The organism is Pseudomonas sp. No.21, from assembly GCF_054558415.1.
This window is the reverse complement of the sequence record NZ_BAAJNO010000009.1, coordinates 192,945-208,181: the sequence shown is the minus strand read 5'-3', so window position 1 is coordinate 208,181 and position 15,237 is coordinate 192,945. Positions and strand designations below refer to the sequence as shown.

General features: G+C 67.1%; 16 protein-coding genes. 2 read left to right on the top strand and 14 right to left on the bottom strand.

What is annotated here, in order from left to right:
- Positions 1-113 precede the first annotated feature (113 nt).
- From chrA to ACYJSS_RS20115, 11 genes are all read right to left on the bottom strand, one after another.
- Complete coding sequence (gene chrA, locus ACYJSS_RS20165; RefSeq protein WP_111260291.1) at positions 114-1,496, bottom strand: chromate efflux transporter; 1,383 nt, start codon at positions 1,494-1,496, stop codon at positions 114-116.
- A gap of 723 nt (positions 1,497-2,219) precedes the next feature.
- Positions 2,220-3,023, bottom strand: coding sequence for a polyphosphate kinase 2 (ppk2, locus tag ACYJSS_RS20160; protein ID WP_111260292.1), 804 nt, complete (start codon positions 3,021-3,023; stop codon positions 2,220-2,222).
- 10 nt (positions 3,024-3,033) lie between these two features.
- The gene (locus ACYJSS_RS20155) at positions 3,034-3,993 is read right to left on the bottom strand and encodes an HlyD family secretion protein (RefSeq protein WP_111260293.1); all 960 of its coding nucleotides are present in this window, start codon (positions 3,991-3,993) and stop codon (positions 3,034-3,036) included.
- Between the two features lie 3 nt (positions 3,994-3,996).
- Positions 3,997-4,377, bottom strand: coding sequence for a DUF3302 domain-containing protein (locus tag ACYJSS_RS20150; RefSeq protein ID WP_111260294.1), 381 nt, complete (start codon positions 4,375-4,377; stop codon positions 3,997-3,999).
- 770 nt (positions 4,378-5,147) lie between these two features.
- Complete coding sequence (locus ACYJSS_RS20145) at positions 5,148-5,510, bottom strand: DUF5064 family protein (protein WP_111260295.1); 363 nt, start codon at positions 5,508-5,510, stop codon at positions 5,148-5,150.
- 106 nt (positions 5,511-5,616) lie between these two features.
- Complete coding sequence (locus ACYJSS_RS20140) at positions 5,617-6,165, bottom strand: PqiC family protein (RefSeq protein ID WP_111260296.1); 549 nt, start codon at positions 6,163-6,165, stop codon at positions 5,617-5,619.
- Positions 6,166-6,181: 16 nt separating this feature from the next.
- Positions 6,182-7,831 carry a PqiB family protein gene (locus tag ACYJSS_RS20135; RefSeq protein ID WP_111260297.1) on the bottom strand — a complete coding sequence of 550 codons (1,650 nt, stop codon included), beginning with the start codon at positions 7,829-7,831 and terminating at the stop codon, positions 6,182-6,184.
- Positions 7,812-8,456 carry a paraquat-inducible protein A gene (locus ACYJSS_RS20130; protein WP_111260298.1) on the bottom strand — a complete coding sequence of 215 codons (645 nt, stop codon included), beginning with the start codon at positions 8,454-8,456 and terminating at the stop codon, positions 7,812-7,814. Before ACYJSS_RS20130 ends, ACYJSS_RS20135 begins: the two co-directional genes overlap by 20 nt.
- Positions 8,453-9,049, bottom strand: coding sequence for a paraquat-inducible protein A (locus ACYJSS_RS20125; protein WP_111260299.1), 597 nt, complete (start codon positions 9,047-9,049; stop codon positions 8,453-8,455). Before ACYJSS_RS20125 ends, ACYJSS_RS20130 begins: the two co-directional genes overlap by 4 nt.
- A 157-nt stretch (positions 9,050-9,206) precedes the next feature.
- A complete protein-coding gene (locus tag ACYJSS_RS20120) occupies positions 9,207-9,911 on the bottom strand; it encodes an NAD(P)H-dependent oxidoreductase (protein ID WP_111260300.1) in 705 nt (234 codons plus the stop codon).
- A gap of 103 nt (positions 9,912-10,014) precedes the next feature.
- Positions 10,015-10,983, bottom strand: coding sequence for a GlxA family transcriptional regulator (locus ACYJSS_RS20115; RefSeq protein ID WP_111260301.1), 969 nt, complete (start codon positions 10,981-10,983; stop codon positions 10,015-10,017).
- Between the two features lie 409 nt (positions 10,984-11,392).
- On the opposite strand from ACYJSS_RS20115, the gene ACYJSS_RS20110 reads away from it, so the two are divergent.
- Entirely contained in the window at positions 11,393-11,818 is a 426-nt protein-coding gene (locus ACYJSS_RS20110) for a GNAT family N-acetyltransferase (RefSeq protein ID WP_111260302.1), read from the top strand.
- A 70-nt stretch (positions 11,819-11,888) separates the two neighbouring features.
- On the opposite strand, the gene ACYJSS_RS20105 is transcribed toward ACYJSS_RS20110, so the two are convergent.
- Positions 11,889-12,830 carry a LysR family transcriptional regulator gene (locus ACYJSS_RS20105; protein WP_111260303.1) on the bottom strand — a complete coding sequence of 314 codons (942 nt, stop codon included), beginning with the start codon at positions 12,828-12,830 and terminating at the stop codon, positions 11,889-11,891.
- Positions 12,831-12,927: 97 nt separating this feature from the next.
- Between ACYJSS_RS20105 and ACYJSS_RS20100 the strand changes: the two genes are divergently transcribed.
- On the top strand, positions 12,928-13,680 hold the full coding sequence (locus ACYJSS_RS20100; RefSeq protein WP_111260304.1) for an SDR family oxidoreductase: 753 nt from the start codon (positions 12,928-12,930) through the stop codon (positions 13,678-13,680).
- A 228-nt stretch (positions 13,681-13,908) separates the two neighbouring features.
- Here the strand turns inward: ACYJSS_RS20100 and ACYJSS_RS20095 are convergent, their stop codons facing one another.
- Both ACYJSS_RS20095 and ACYJSS_RS20090 read right to left on the bottom strand, forming a co-directional pair.
- On the bottom strand, positions 13,909-14,652 hold the full coding sequence (locus tag ACYJSS_RS20095; protein WP_111260305.1) for a class I SAM-dependent DNA methyltransferase: 744 nt from the start codon (positions 14,650-14,652) through the stop codon (positions 13,909-13,911).
- 44 nt (positions 14,653-14,696) lie between these two features.
- A complete protein-coding gene (locus ACYJSS_RS20090) occupies positions 14,697-15,176 on the bottom strand; it encodes a hypothetical protein (RefSeq protein WP_111260306.1) in 480 nt (159 codons plus the stop codon).
- Between the last annotated feature and the right edge of the window lie 61 nt (positions 15,177-15,237).

The following is a 15,237-nucleotide window of genomic DNA, read 5'->3' as shown; positions in this document are numbered from 1 at the left end:
GGCGGCATGAGGTGCACTGCGGCACGCCTTCCTGCACGGCACAGGGCGAGGTTCGGGTCTGGCTCGGAAGAGAGGCGATGCGCGTGTTCACGCCTCGCCTCCGCCGGGGCCGGTCAGGCGGCTGGTGCTGGCGATCCTTGCAGCAGGTACACCGTCAATCCGGCCAGCGCACAGGCCAGCAGCACCTGGATGACGCCGCGCTTGAAATGGAAGAGGGCGAGGGCGGCGGCCAGCGCGATCAGCGCCGAGGGCCAGTCGAAAGGCCCCGCGAACCCCTGCGGCCACAGCACGTGATAACCGAAGAACAGCGCCAGGTTGAGGATCACCCCGACCACCGCGGCCGTGATGGCCGTGAGGGGCGCCGTGAACTTCAGCTCGTTGTGAGTCGATTCCACCAGGGGCCCACCCGCGAGAATGAACAGGAAGGAGGGCAGGAAGGTGAACCAGGTGACCAGGCTGGCGGCGACCGCGCCGGCGAGGAAGGCATGCTCGGCGCCGAACACCTGCTGCACGTAGCCCCCCACGAAGCCGACGAACGCCACGACCATTATCAGGGGGCCCGGCGTCGTTTCACCCAGGGCCAGGCCATCGATCATCTGCGTGGGGGTGAGCCAGCCGTAATGGCCGACCGCGCCCTGGTAGACATAGGGCAGCACGGCATAGGCGCCGCCAAAGGTCAGCAGCGCCGCCTTGGTGAAGAACCAGCCCATTTGCGTCAGCGTGCCGTCCCAGCCGAACAGCGCAGTCAGCAGCCCCATGGGCACCACCCAGAGGGCCGCGCCTATCGCCGCCAGCGAGGCCAGGCGTGGCCAGCGGAAACGCGCATGGTCCGGCGTGGGGGTGTCGTCATCGATCAGCGCCGGGCCGTAGGACTGTCGGGCCGCGCCATGGCCACCGCCGACGCTGAAGACCTCCGGGGCGAGGCGCCCGCCGAAGTAACCGATGACGGCGGCTCCGAGCACGATCAGCGGGAACGGCAGGTTGAGGGCGAATATGGCCACGAACGAGGCGGCGGCTATCGCCCACAGCCAGTTGTTCTTCAAGGCGCGGGAGCCGATGCGGTGGGCGGCCTGGACCACGATCGCAGTGACGGCCGGCTTGATCCCGTAGAACAACCCGGCCACCACCGGAACGTCGCCGAAGGCGATGTAGACCCACGAGAGCGCGATCAGGATGAACAGCGAGGGCAGCACGAAGAGCGCCCCCGCGATCACACCGCCCCAGGTGCGGTGCATCAGCCAGCCGATGTAGGTCGCCAACTGCTGGGCCTCCGGGCCGGGCAGCAACATGCAGTAGTTCAAGGCATGCAGGAAGCGGCGCTCGGAGATCCACCGCCGGCGCTCCACCAGCTCCTGGTGCATGATCGAAATCTGCCCGGCCGGGCCGCCGAAGCTGATGAAACCGAGCTTGAGCCAGAACAGAAAGGCCTGGAACAGGCTGACGGGCTCGGTGCGGGCTGGATGCTGTTCAGCAGGCGGCAGGGTCGTCTCATCCATTGGGGGGCTCGTCTTTTGCGAATGCCGCCAGTAGCCGGTCGAAGAGGCAGGCAGCTGTCAGCAGGGGGTCGTCATTGGGAAGGGTTCGTGCCGCCCGGGCAACGCATGCGCGCTGCCCGGGCTTCGGTTGCGTGGCGTTGGCTTCAGGCAAGGCGATGAGCACGGATAGCCAGTTGTCCATACGGAGCTGAATGCGCAGTGGGTGATGAACTCTACGCTAATACTGTTTCAGGAAATCGTGGGAAACGGACAATCCCTCGATCGTTGCCCACCTCAACCTGGTTGCGTCGGGATCGACGGTGCCCCGGCGAGAACCCGTGTCCCTCCGCTACGGCAGGGCGGCCGAGGTTCCACGTGAGGCATGTGGCGACCCGTCCATGCCACCGCTGGGCATGACCGCTGCGTAGGGTGGAGGTCGCTTCTCACCTCCACCAGCGGTGCCACGGCGTGCTGCGAAGGGTGGACGGGGGAGGGCCGTCCACCTGTGTACCGGGCATTTCGCGAGTGAATTCGCTCCCACGCAAAGCGCCGTGCCACCGCTGGGCATGACCGCTGCGTAGAGTGGAGGTCGCTTTTCACCTCCACCAGCGGTGCCACGGCGTGCTGCGAAGGGTGGGGCGGGTGGAGCGCCGTCCGCCTGCGTGCCGGCATTTCGCAAGTGAATTCTTCCACGGAACGGCGCCGCGCTTTTCGTGGCGATGGTACGGCTCACCCCGGAGCCGGTCAGAAGCGCTCGTCCACCATGCGGAAGGGGTAGGGCACGGATTTGTAGCGGCCGATCTTGCCGCGCTTGGGCAGCTCGACCTTCTGCTCCCTGGTGATGTCCTGGTAGGGCACTTGCGCCAGCAGGTGGCTGATGATGTTCAGGCGCACGCGCCGCTTGTCTTCGGAGCGCGCCATGTACCAGGGCGCCCAGGAGGAGTCGGTGGCGGCGAACATCTCGTCGCGGGCGCGGGTGTAGTCGTCCCAGCGGCGGAAGGACTTGATGTCCATGGGCGAGAGCTTCCACACCTTGCGGCCGTCGTGGATGCGCGCTTCCAGGCGCCTTTGCTGTTCCTCGGCGCTGACTTCGAGCCAGTACTTGATGAGGAGGATGCCGGACTCGACGATCATCCTCTCGAACAGCGGCACCACGGACAGGAACTTGGTGGCCTGCTCCTCGGTGCAGAAGCCCATGACCCGCTCGACGCCGGCGCGGTTGTACCAGCTGCGGTCGAAGATCACCACCTCACCGGCCGCAGGCATGTGGTGCAGGTAGCGCTGGCCGTACATCTGGGTCTTCTCCCGCTCGGTGGGGGCCGGCAGCGCCACCACCCGGAACACCCGAGGGCTGACCCGCTCGGTGATCGCCTTGATGGTGCCGCCCTTGCCGGCACCGTCGCGGCCTTCGAAGATCACGCAGACCTTCAGCCCCTTGGCCACCACCCACTGCTGCAGCTTGACCAGTTCGATGTGCAGGCGTTTCAGCTCCTTCTCGTAGACCTTGCGCTCCAGCCTCTCGGCGACCTGTCGGTTCTTCTTGGCCATGTCCGTGCTCTCAGTGGAAGGGGAAGATGTAGTTCATCCACGCGGCCATGCGCAGGAGGATCTTGCGCATGATGGCGACGTGGTGGAAATGCTCGGAGTACAGCGCCGCCTGCCCGTAGGCGCCCCCCGGCATCAGGCTGCGGTACTGCTCGAAGTCGGGGTCGGTCACCTCCAGCACCACCGGCACGCGGCCCGGTGGGGGTGAGCCGGTGAAGCCGATCAGGTTGCCGCTGGGCTGCACCTGGCCTTCGGCGATCACCGGCATGACCATCTTCACGCGTGCCGCGAAGACCTCGCCGGGGATGCCGTCGAAGGCGATTTCCGCCTCGTCGCCCAGGGACAGGCGCAGCTGGCTGTTCTGCCGCATCCAGGCCACGTAGGAGTGGTCTTCCAGGGGCACGAAGACCATGGCCGGGCGCAGCGGCATCTTCACCGCGTAGATGCCCGGGCGCAGCGACACCTGGGTGACGTAGCCCTTGCTCGGCGCGCGGACGGTGGTGTTGTCCAGTTCGAACTGGGCGATGTTGAGCTGGGCCTGGAGGTCGTCCATGCGCGCCCGGGTGGTGTCGACGTCACGCAGGTTGCCGACGTTGCGCCGCGCCAGTTCGCTGGCGCGGAACTGGTCGGCCTTGGCCGAGACGAGCTGGGCCTTGAGCGACTTGACCCGGTTCTCGAAGGGCGTCGGGTCGATGCGGAACAGCACGTCGCCCTTCTCCAGGATGCGGTTGCCCTGCACCGGCACCTCGATCACCTGGCCGCTCACGGCGGGCACGATCGGCGTGCTGACGAAGTAGCTGCGCGAGACCTCGGAGTAGGGGTGGTTGTAGTTCATCAGGAAGATCAGCGTGCCGATCAGGACGATGCCGCCCAGCACCGCCGTCGGCACGGTCCACTTGTTCAGCGGGATGCGGAACAGCTTGAAGATCGCCACGCAGATCGCGGTGTAGGTGAGGATGAGCAACAGGTCCATGGCTCAACCCTCCTGCCTTGGCAGTTCCACGGGCGCTTCGGCTGGTACGGCGGGGGGAGCCTCCAGGGCGGCCAGGCGCAGCTTCAGCTCGCCCAGCTCACGTTCCAGCTCCTGCAGGCGGGCGTCGTCCACGGGCGTCGGCTTCGGCGTGGCGGAGAAGCCCCAGCCGCGATCCTCGCGGTAGAGCGTTGCCCAGATCCACAGGAACGGCCAGATGGCGTGGAGGGTGAACAGGCTGATCCAGCCTGCGACGTGAATGGCATCCTGTTGCGGATGCTTGCGGTGCACGGCGATTTCATAGGGGATGTCGTGAATCGCGATGACACCGTAGAACAGCACGATACCCACGAAAATGAGTATTCCCAGCGCGACGTAGTCGAGCATTCCGGCCTCCTTGGCACCTGTGTGCAACTAAGGACGCTAGCAGGCAAAACGGAGCGGCGCTTCGCCCGTATGTCGCCTCGGGCGGCGGTGTTCGTGGCGGTGGATCGCGGCCTTGCGGCGCGGCGATTTCCACCCCCTTTGCGCGCGCAATTACGCAGCCCGGACTGAAGTCCGGGCTACGGGCTTCGTAGGATGGCGTAGAGCGAAGCGAAACCCATGCCGTGGGCGTTTCAGCCGTCCCCTGCCTTGCCTGGAGCACCGAGCACGGGTGCGCGCGGCACACCCTGCACGAGCCCAGCCCCTGGCACCGTAGCCCGGGCTACCGACGGGCTTCGTAGGATGGCGTAGAGCGAAGCGAAACCCATGCCGTGGGCGTTTCAGCCGTCCCCTGCCTTGCCTGAAGCACCGAGCAGCGGTGCGCGCGGCACACCCTGCACGAGCCCAGCCCCTGGCACCGTAGCCCGGGCTACCGACGGGCTTCGTAGGATGGCGTAGAGCGAAGCGAAACCCATGCCGTGGGCGTTTCAGCCGTCCCCGGCCTTGCCGGAAACACCGAGCAGCGGTGCGCGCGGCAACCCTGCACGAGCCCAGCCCCTGGCACCGTAGCCCGGGCTACCGACGGGCTTCGTAGGATGGCGTAGAGCGAAGCGAAACCCATGCCGTGGGCGTTTCAGCCTTCCCCTGCCTTGCCTGGAGCACCGAGCACGGGTGCGCGCGGCACACCCTGCACGAGCCCAGCCCCTGGCACCGTAGCCCGGGCTACCGACGGGTCATTCCAGATGCTCGGGGTTCACCGGGTCGCCGGATTTCATGTTCAGTTGCGCGCGCACGTCCTCGAACATGGCGTCGTAGTGCTTGTGCATCGAGCCGATGCCGCTCAGGGCCTTGGGTATGCCGTACTTCTCCGCGATCTTGGTCACGTTGCTGGCGAAGTTGTAGGCCAGGTCCTTGGGCAGGAAGAAGGTCTCCTTGAGCTCCTTGCCCATGATGCTGCCGTGCAGGGTGAAGAGCATGCCCTTGCCTTCCTTCGGGTCCTGGGAGACTTCGTAGTCGATGCACAGGTTGTAGCTGACGTCGTGCTCGTTCAGCGCGTGACGCTCGATGTGCAGGTGGCCGGGTTCGAATGTCGCCATGACGTTTCTCCTTCCTCAATCGCGTGGAATCGCTGAGCCAGCGCCAAGAATAGAACAGACTCGCCAGGGCCTGGAACCGGCTTCTGCCTGCCCTGGCCAGGGCCTTCTACGGGCATTGCCCCTTGTCGCTGCCGGCCGTCCGGACGATGGCTTCGGCCAGGCGCTCGATGTTCTTCTGGTGGGCGATGACGAGGGCGTCGATGCTGGCGCCGGCAGGCGTCTGCAGGGTGCTGCGGCAGCTCACCAGGGCCTTGTCGCCGGCGTCTGCGGGGCGCAGGCGCCAGCGCACGTCGAGCAGCGCGTAGCGGCCGGGCAAGGAGTCGAAGCGCTGCACGTCCAGGCGCACCGAAGCCCGGCGCGGCAGGCTGCTGTTGGCGAGCTGGTTCTCCAGGGCGCTGCTCATCTCGTCCACGAGGCTCGCCCCCCACCATTCGGTCTCCAGGATCACCAGGCCGCTGTCGCCCTGGCGGATGACGATCTGCGGGCGGTCCACCTGTGGGGGCACGCTGATGCCTTCGATCTGGATGTCCGCCCCCGCCGGCCGGCCATCGCCGGCCCGAAGAGGGGTCAGGGTGTGGAAGTTGATCGGGTCGCTGCGGCAGGCGGCGAGCAGCAGCAGGCCGGCGCTGAGCACGAGCTTGATCGGGTCGGTCATGGGTTCGCTCCTGTGTTCATTGGCTCGGCGGTGCCGACAGGCCGCCGGGGGTGGCGTTCTCGGGCCGCCCGCGGATCAGCGATTCGGGGTGCCGTCCCAGGTAGTCGGAGAGTTCGCGCAGCGAGCGCGACATGCGCTCCAGCTCGTCGAGGGTCTGCGTCAGCTGCTCGCGTTGCGGCGAGTCCTCGGCGAGCGTGGAGCTGGCCGACCGCAGCGTCTTGCTGACGTCTTCGAGGGTGGTCTGCACGCCGGGCAGCGTCTTGCCGTTGAACTGCGCGAGCACCTTGCGCAGCTCCACCAGGTTGTTGTCGAGGTTGTTGGCGATCCGCTCCACCGGCAGCTTGCTGAGCTTGTCGACCACGGCCTGCAACTGTTCCTGCACCTTCTCGAAGCTGCCGGGGAGGGTGGGGATGCTCACCGGACGGGCGCTGGGGTCGAAGGCCACCTTCGGCGCCTTGGGATAGAAGTCGAGGGAAATGTACAGCTGCCCGGTCAGCAGGTTGCCGGTGCGGGCCTGGGCGCGTAGCCCCTTGTCGATGAAGGTGCCCATGAGGCGGGCGCCGCCGGCCTCGTCGCTGGGGTCGTGCTGCACTGCCTGGAGCAGCTTGATGTGCGCCTGGCCGAGCAGCTGCGGATAGATGACGATGCCGACGTCCACCGGGAAGCTGTGCTTCTGCGCGTCGTAGTCCAGGTTGACCGTGACCACCTTGCCGATCTCGACGCCGAGGAATTCCACCGGGGCGCCCACCTTCAGGCCGCGCAGCGACTGGTCGAAGCGCAGGCGCAGGTACTGCGCCTTGCCGCTGGGCGGGGCGAGGGCGGCCTGCTGGTCGTCGAACAGCTCGTAGGCCCTGTTCTCGGCAGCGGGCCGGTCGTTGGGGCTGTAGTCGGGGGCGCGGAAGGCGATGCCGCCGACCAGCAGCGACGACAGCGATTCGGTCTTCACCGCGACGCCGTTGGCGCCGAGGTTCACGTCGATGCCGCTGGCGTTCCAGAAGCGGGTGTTCTCGGTGACGAACCTGTCGTTGGGCGCATGCACGAACACTTCGATGCTCACCCCCTTGCCGTCTTCGTCCAGGTTGTAGGCCACCACCTGGCCGACGGGGATCTTGCGGAAGTACAGGGGCGAGCCGATGTCCAGCGAGCCCAGGTCCGGGGCATGCAGGGTGAAGCGCCGGCCGGGCTCGCCATAGGTGATCGGCGGCGGGTTCTCCAGGCCGACGAACACCTTGGCGCGGCGGGTGGCCTGGCCGGTGTCGGCACCGATGTAGTCGCCGGAGAGCAGGGTGTCGATGCCCGATACGCCGCCCGCGCCGATGCGTGGCCGCACCACCCAGAACTGCGAGTCCTCGCGGGTGAAGCTTTCCGCCTCCTTGGCCAGTTCGAGGGTGGCGTCGACGCTTTTCTGGTCCTTGCTCAGCGCCACCTCGGAGACATGGCCGATCACCACGTTGCGGTACTTGACCTCGGTCTTGTTGGCCGTGAGGCCGCTGCCGGTCTTGAAGGTGACGGTGATGGTCGGCCCGCGCTGCATCCAGCTGTGCACCACCAGCGACAGGCCCACCAGCACCGCGACCATGGGCACGATCCAGACCAGTGAAACACTGAAGCGGCGGGTCTTCACCAGGGGCCGGCCGGGGCCTGTCTCACGGGTTTCCGCGCTCATCCCTGACCTCCTCGTCATCGGGTGTATCCCAGATCAGCCGGGGGTCGAAGCTCATCGCGGCGAGCATCGTGAATACCACCACCAGGCCGAAGAAAAGAATCCCCGCGCGCGGTTCGATCTCGCCCAGGGACTGGAACTTCACCAGCGCCGCCACCAGGGCGACCACGATCACGTCGAGCATCGACCAGTAGCCGATCAGCTCGACCAGGCGGTACAGGCCGGAGCGCTCCCGGCGCGCCCAGGAGGAGCGGCGCTGGACGGTGACCAGCAGCAGGGTGAGCACCACGAACTTGAGCCCCGGCACCGCGATGCTGGCGATGAAGATGATCAGCGCGATGTCCCAGGCGCCGTGCTGCCAGAACTCCAGCACGCCGCTCATGATGGTGCTGTCGGTGCCGTTGCCGAACAGGCTGGTGTTCATCACCGGCAGCAGGTTGGCGGGGACGTAGAACACCAGCGAGGCGAGCAGGAAGGCCCAGGTGCGGCTAAGGGAATTGGTCTTGCGCGCATGCAGTGGCGCTCCGCAGCGCTCGCACTGGTGGGCGTGGCGGGTGATGTCGCAGGCCTTGCCGCAGCTGTGGCAGAGGCACAGGGCGAGCTCGCTGGCCAGCGGCGGCGTGCTCATGGCAGCCCCCAGAGTTCGCGCACGTCGCGCCCGGCGATGCGGATCAGCAGCAGGGCGAGCACGGCCAGGGCGAACAGGCCGACGTGGGGGATGACCTCGAGCATGCCGGCCAGCTTGAACACCGCCACCAGCGCGCCCAGCAGGCAGACCTCGAGCATGCTCCAGGGGCGCAGGGACTCCAGCCAGCGCATGCACAGGCGGAAGCCCGGCGCGCGGCGCTGGCGCAGGCCGAAGGCGAGCACCCAGCACAGCAACAGCAACTGGAAGAGCGGCGCGATGATGATGGAGATGGCCGCCACCAGGGCGATGAAGGTGATGGGCCCCTGGCTCAGTGCCAGCACCGAATCCCACAGCGTGGCGCTGCTCTTGAGGCCCTTCAGGCTGATGCTCATGACCGGATAGAAGTTGGCGAACACCCAGAGCACCAGGGCGGTGAGGCTCAGCGCCAGGCGTTGCTCGATGGTCAGGCCGTTGTAGCGCTGCAGCACGCCGCCGCATCGCGAGCAGTGCGCCGTCTGGTGCCGGGCCAGCGTGAGCTTCTCGAACACGCAGTCGCAGTGCTCACAGATGATCAACTCGTCGTGATTCGCCATACGCCTCTCTATCGTGTACCGAAGCCTTGCCGCCCGCCTCTCCGGGGCGAAGACGGGCAGCGTCAAAGCGGAACGACACCGACAGAAGTGTGGATCAAAGAATCCCGATTGCGAGTGCGAAGGTGCAGAAAGCGCAGTGGGGCCGCGAGTCGGGGCCTCAGCGGATGCGCGCTTCGAAGTGGGCGTCGTAGTCGCCTGTGACGGGCATCTCCAGCGGCGCTTGCCCGTCGATGCCGGCCAGCCGTTGGCGCCAGTCGCCGAGGATGGCGCCGCGCGCCGCATCGTCCAGGTAGGGCACGTGGTAGGCGAAGAAGGGCTCCAGCACATCGAAGCCGGTATAGCCCAGGGTGCCCTTGAGCAGCGGGCGGAAGAGCTCGCGCAAATCGTCGTGGATGCCTTCGGCGGAGAACATCCGTTCGCGCCCGCCCAGGGTGGCGCAGACCAGCGCGCGCTTGCCGCGCATGCCGCCCTGGTCGAAGATCCGCCGCCCGCCGTAGAACAGGCCGGAGACGAACACGCGGTCGATCCAGCCCTTGAGGAGGGCGGGCATGGAATACCAGTAGACCGGGAAGCTGAGGATCAGCAGGTCGCAGCGCCGGACCTTGTCGATCTCCGCCTGGATGTCCGGTTGCAGAAGGCCGTGCTTCACCGCGTTGCGCTGCTCCAGGGCATAGACCAGGTAGTCGGCATCGGCCCGCTCGGTGAAGTCCCGCTCGCTCGCCACCGGGTCGAAGCCCATGGCATGGAGGTCGGAGACCTCCACGCTGGCGTCGAGGCCACGGAAGTGCTCGGCCGCCGCCCGGCAGAGCGCCGAGCAGAAGGACGCGGGTTCGGGATGGGCGTGCACGATCAGGACGTTCATAAAGGCACCTCGGTTGGACTGGGCGCCAGGGTAGGGGGCCGGGCGCCGCCGTCACAGAGGCAAAGATGACGCCGGATATGCGGATGCCGACAACGGGTTCCTGTCAGTCGAAGCGGAATTTGCGCCGATAGGCCGCTGGCGTCAGGCCGATGCGCTCGCGGAACAGGCGCACGAACGAGCTGCCGTCCTGGTAGCCCACGGCCTGGGCGATGTCTTCCACGCGCTGGTTGCCGGTTTCCAGCAGCGCCCTGGCGGCCTCGATGCGCAGGTTCTGCAGGTAGGCCAGGGGCGTCGTCTCCACGGCCTGCTGGAAGCGCCGTATCAACGTGCGCTCGCTCACCGCCAGGCGCTGCGCCAGGTCCGCCAGGCGGACGGGCTCGGCCAGGTGCCGTTCCAGGTGGTCCTGGGCCCGGCGCACCAGCGCGTCCTCGTGGGAGCGGTGCGCCAGAAGCGGCAGGAAGGGGGTCTGCAGTGTCTGGCTGACGTCGATCAGCAGGCTCTTCGCGCAGCGCGCCGCCAGGGCCGCCCCGGAATGGCGCTCGACGGTCTGGATCGACTGCAGGTGGTAGGACGACAGCGCCCCGGCGCAGAACAGCCGGTCGGCCTGGGTGAGGATGGGCGCCATCTGCAGGTCCACCGCCGGGAACCAGGAGCGGAACTGCTCCTCCAGCCACCAGGTGGTGGTCGCGACCCGACCGTCGAGCAGGCCCGTGTCGGCCAGCAGGAAGGTGCCGGTGCAGGTGGCGATCAGCTCGGCACCCATCTCCCACTGGTGCACCAGCCACTGCGGGCGTTGCTGGTCGAGCAGGGCGCGGAAGCCGTGGTAGCCCGGGTAGTGGCAGGCGGGGATGTAGACGATGTCGAAACGCTCGTCCGCCTCGGCCCGCCGTGACTTCAGCGGCAACCCGTTGCTCGCCGTGACCTGCCGCGCAGCGGAGATGAACGACCAGCTGTACTGCTCCGCCGAGCCCTGTGCGGCGAGGTGCGCATTGGCCACCTGCATGACATCGGCGAAACCGCTGACGCTGGAGGCGTAGCACTGGTCGTAGAGGTAGATGGCCGCAACGGGCATGTTGGCGTTATCCGCATGGAAGTGGCGTCTTTTTACACCTGCGTGGGGGCGCACGCAAAAGCTTCGGCCCATCCCATCTCACCAGTGCGGCCCGCCGAGCCACTGCGCGGGTGTGCTCTCCGTAGGATGGGTGGAGCTGTGCGAAACCCATGCTGTGCCGTGCCACGGTGGAACCGCGCATGGTGGACGGGTGAAGCGTCGTCCACCCTACATGGGCGGCATGCGCGAAGGTGGGCGATGGGGCCTGCGGTGGTCGGCTGGGAGTAATCGCGAATGAATTCGCTCCCACAAGAGCGCTGGTACGGCGCGTGGATTTATTTACTCGTGCGCCCGGCATCGACATAGTGGCCTGCCGGTTCGAGGAAGGGCCGGTCTGTTTCCACCCATCTCAATGTCTAGGGACTGGCGCATGAACACCCGTATCGACGTGACGGCGACCCCGAGCGAGGACGACCGCGCCGCCATCCTCAAGCCCTTGCGGGCGCACAACCGGGCCAAGGCCGGCGACCCGCAGCGCGAAACGCTGGCACTGCTGGTGCGTGACGAGCGGACCGACGAGGTGATCGGCGGGCTCTACGGGGAGATCTTCTACCGCTGGCTGTACATCGAGCTGCTGGCCATCCCCGAGCAGGCGCGGGGGCAGGGCACGGGATCGCAATTGATGGAAATGGCCGAACGCGCGGCGCGCGAGAAGGGCTGTGTCGGCATCTGGCTGGACACCTTCGATTTCCAGGCGCCGGAGTTCTACAAGCGCCACGGCTACACCGCGTTCGGGCAGGTCGAGGACTTCCCGCCGGGGCACCGGCGTTTCTACTTCCAGAAGCGGCTGGATTGATGGGCGGGTGCCCTCGGTGTGACGGCACGCAGGGCGACGGCGCCGTCCTGGCAGCTGCCGTGTCGGCCGCTCAAGCCCCTCGCACGATCTCGTCCCAGGCCGTGGGGGCCGAGAAAAGCTCGGCGATGAACCCCACGAACGCCTTGACGTTGGGGCTGCCCCGGCGGCTTTCCGGCCACAGCGCGGTGATGGCGGAACGGTCGACCACGTACTCGGGGAAGAGCGGCGTCAGCTCACCGCGAGCGACGTAGGGGGCCGCGACATAGGTCGGCGAGATGCCGATCCCGCCACCGGCCGCGAGCACGGCGGCCACCGCGTCGCTGGCATCGATGACGATGGCCGGGTCCGGCTCCACCTCGACCACTTTCCCATCCACGCTGAACGGCCAGCGCAGTGCCTGGCCGGAACTCTGGTAGCGGAAGTTCACGCAGTCATGGTGGGCCAGGTCGCTGAGTTGCCGCGGCGTACCGTGCCTGGCCAGGTAGGCCGGTGAGGCGAACGCGGCGATCCGGTGAGGCCCCAGGCTCTTCGAGATCAGCCGTGAATCCGCCAGGTTGCCCACGCGCACCGCGACGTCGATGCCCTGCTCGATGATGTCCGCGTAGGGGTCGCCCAGGCGCAGGTCGATGGTGAGCCTGGGGTAGCGCTCGCGAAACCGTGGGATGGCTGGCGCGAGGATGTTCAGGCCGATGGGCGGCGGGGCGGTGATCTTCAACAGGCCGGAGGGTTCGGCGCGCGTGGCGACGGCGGCCTGCTCGATGTCTTCCACCTCGCGCAGCAGGCGCAGCGCCCGCTCGTACAGGTCCTGCCCCTCCGGCGTCAGGGTGAGCGAGCGGGTCGTCCGGCTGAACAGCTTCAGCTCGAAGTGCTGCTCCAGGCGCTGCACGCTCTTGCTGATGGCCGATGGGGACACGGCCAGGTCCCGGGCCGCAGCGGTGAAGCTGCCCAGGGAGGCCGCGCGGGCGAATGCGATGAGACCGGTCAGGCGGTCCAGGCCAATTGATTCCTTCATGGCATAAGTAAAGCGACATGCGGCCTGATTATCAATGCGAGGTCCCGCCATTAGCCTTCTCCCATCGACGCCACTTCGGCGTTTCAGGAGATGACCCATGACTTTCCCTCTCGCTCTCGATCACGCTTTGCCCACCGATCTGAATGGCCGCACCGTGGTGATCTTCGGCGGCACCTCCGGCATCGGCCTGGCCGCCGCCATCCAGGCCAAGGCCCAGGGTGCCCACGTCACCGTGATCGGCTCCGATGCCACCCGTGCCGAACGGGCCGCCCGCGACAACGGCCTGGACGCCTGGCGCGCAGCGGACGTGACCGATGGCGATGCCGTCCAGGCCGCGCTGGCGGATATCCCGAAAGTCGACCACCTGGTCTTGCTCGCGGGCTCCTATGCAGTGGGCAAGGTGCTGAATGCCGAGCTCGACCAGCTGCGCCGGGCGTTCGATGAGCGCATGTGGGCGTCGGTGCACGCCATTCGCGCCCTGGGTGAGCGCCTGGCGAAAGACGGCTCCATCACCTTCATTTCCGGAATGCTGTCGGAGCGCCCCAACGCCCACGGCACAGCCGTGCTGGCCGCCGCCTCCGCCGCCATGGAGGCGCTGGCGCGTGGTCTTGCGCTGGAACTGGCGCCGATCCGGGTCAACACCCTGTCGCCCGGCCCGATCGACACCCCGCTCTTCGGCAAGGCGCTGGGCGAGGGGCGCGATGCCTTCGTCGCGGCGCTGGAACAGACGTTGCCGCTGCACCGCCTCGGCACCGCGGTGGAGGCGGGCGCTGCTACGGTCTTTCTGATGAGCAACGGCTTCATGAATGGCGCGACCTTGAACATCGACGGCGGTGCCAGGCTGGTCTGAATGGCCCGGCATCAATCCAGGAGCGGAGCTTGCGGATACTCCCGGACTGAGCCGACGGCGGCGTTTACCAGGCTGGGGTCGACATTGGCGGGCATGGCAGGAGCAGGGCGCCGACGGCGGCGGCCTCGCCCGACCCACCATCGGAGGCACAGCCGGCCAGGCCCGCGAGTGACAGCGCGATGGCAAGCCGGCTGGTGGTTTTGAAGGCATTCGCAAGCATGGCGCGGCTCAGCGCTTCACGCAGACGAACAGGGCGTTGCCGGAGGTGCCATTCCAGGGGGTGATGCGTTCGTAGTCATGCTCGAACAGGTGCACCTCGAACTGCGGCTGCAACAGCTGCTGCAGCTCGGCGAAGCTCAGGGCGACCATGGGGTGCTCGTCCTGCCAGGCCTGGGTCACGCCGGCCGTGGTCTTCTCGATGCCGAGGCGCAGTGCCTGGCGGTCGCCTTCCCCCGCGTAATACCAGCCGGAACCGAAGGTGAACAGGCTGCCCTCGTGCTCCACGGTGTGGCGCACGAAGGAGCGGTTGTCGATCTGGGCCTTGTCCACCGTGTTGAAGCAGAACACGCCGTCTTCCGCGAGCGCGTCATGGACGCTGGCCAGGCACGCCCGCAACTGCTGCAGATCCGGGTTGTAGTGGATGGAGTAGAGGAAGCAGGTGATCAGGTCCTGGGGTTCGTCCACCCGGAAGCTGGCCATGTCCTGCCGGCTGAACGCGGCCTCGGGGCAGCGCGCCTGGGCGATATCCAGCATCGGCTGGTTGATGTCCAGGCCGGCGCTGCGGTAGCCGAAGTCGAGGAAGTGGCGCACGTGCGGGCCGGTGCCGCAGGCGAGGTCCAGGTGCCTGCGACCCGGGTTGCCGAACAGCTGCTGCAGTCGTCGCACGCTGTCGCTCTGTGCGCGGTAGTCGATGTCGGCGCACATCAGGTCGTAGTAATGGGACAGGTCGGTGTACAGCGCGTTGGAGGACATAGGCGGCCAGAGGGGTCGATGGAGTGTCGGCGCGGCATGGTACTTCAGCGGCGCGAATTCCTCTCCTGCAGGATGGCCGAGGCCTGGTTATAGGCGCTCTGGAAGGCGTCGCTGCCCATCCATTCCAGGGCCGTATCCGGGTCTTCACCGTGGAAGATGTCCCGGTAGGTCGTCAGCAGCGCCATGGTGAAATTGATCGCCGAATCCGGCGTCTGCTCCGCGAGCACCCGTTCCAGCACCGGGTACTGGAGGAATACCACGCACATCGCCAGCAGGCTGATGCGCTCGCCGTACCTCATCATCCGGAACAGGTCGTCGTAGTCTGCCGGGTTGAAACCATTCGCTTCGATGTCCTTGAAATCGAAGGCGTCCAGGTCGATCAGCACCCTGTGAAACGGCTCGTTGATCAGCGGGTCGGCCAGAAGAGGATGCAGGGCGGTGGTCCTGGGTTTCCCCGAGCGGTTCTGTTTCGCCTTGGCTTTGGCTCGCTGGGCTCGTTTTCGCTGTTTGTCGGCGGATGCCATGAGTGGACTCCTCATGTGGTGTGGCTGTGTTCGTGTTGCGCAATGCTCATCCAGCCCGGGT